Below are 1,180 nucleotides of genomic sequence, written 5' to 3'. Positions count from 1 at the left end.
GATCTCCAGATCGATGCCGACGTCGCGAAGTTGTGAGGCTATGATTTCGCCACCGAGGCGGGCATAGGCGGGCGGCGGCAGTTTCAGCTTCGCTTTGAAGCCTTTTTCGAGGCCTGCCTCTTTCAGCAATTCCTTGGCCTTGGCGACATCATGCTGGTAGCGGCCGGTGAGGTCGACATAATCCTTGCTGGCCGGCGACATGTGCGAGCCGATCGGCTGGCCGAGGCCGGCCGAGGCGCCGTCGATGATCGCCTTGCGATCGAGCGCGTAGGAGATCGCCTGCCTCACCTGCAACTTGTCGAAAGGAGGCTTCTTGTTGTTGATCGACAGGATGGTCTCACCCTCGGTCGAGCCGATCACCACCTTGAAGCGCGGATCGTCCTTGATCTGCGCGAGGCTGTCGGCATCGAAGAACGGGAAAGCCTGGATGTCGCCGGAAAGCAGGGCCGGCACATAGGCCGCGGCATCGGGCACGATGCGGAATTCGGCCTTGTCGAGGGACGCCGGTGTGCCCCAGTAATTGTCCGATTTGACCAGCGTGATCGACGATCCCTTGGCCCAGCTCTGGAACTTGAACGGGCCGGTGCCGATCGGTTTCTCCTTGTTGGTCTCTGCCGATTCCGGCGCCACGATCACCGCGTCACCCCAGCCCATATTGTAGAGGAAGGATCCCTGCGGGTTCTTCAGCGTCACTTTGACGGTCGCCGGATCGACGACGTCTATCGTATCGATGGCCGCGAATAGGCCCTTTTGCGCGTTGACCGAATTTTCGGCGCGGGCTCGATCGAGCGAGAATTTCACGTCGCCGGCATCGAAGTCGGTGCCGTCATGGAATTTCACGCCGGTGTGCAGCTTGACGGTGTAGACCTTTCCATCATCGGAAATGGTCCAGCTTTCGGCCAGATCCGGCAGCACCTCGCCAGTGGGCCCGATGCGTGTCAGGCCCTCGAACACATTGGCATATAGAACCTCGTCGATTGCCGCGGCGGCACCTGCGGTCGGATCGAGATGCGGGGGTTCGAGCGGAATGCCGATGACCAGGTCGGTCCGCGCGGCAAACGCGGAAGCGCCGGCGGCCAGCGACAGCACCGCGGCCGCCAGGATGGTTTTCCACAGTTTCATCGTGCGACTCCCCATGCGTTTCAGACACGTGCTCGAACCCGGGCGATAGAAGCGTGAT

The 1,180-nt window shown here is 61.5% G+C and carries 1 protein-coding gene; it reads right to left on the bottom strand.

What is annotated here, in order from left to right:
- On the bottom strand, window positions 1-1,122 hold a 1,122-nt coding region (locus tag EN893_RS34825), incomplete at its 3' end, for an ABC transporter substrate-binding protein (protein ID WP_164901427.1).
- Between the last annotated feature and the right edge of the window lie 58 nt (window positions 1,123-1,180).

It is taken from the genome of Mesorhizobium sp. M7A.F.Ca.CA.004.04.2.1, from assembly GCF_004022825.1.
GTDB lineage: Bacteria > Pseudomonadota > Alphaproteobacteria > Rhizobiales > Rhizobiaceae > Mesorhizobium.
This window is presented reverse-complemented; position numbering and strand designations above follow the sequence as displayed.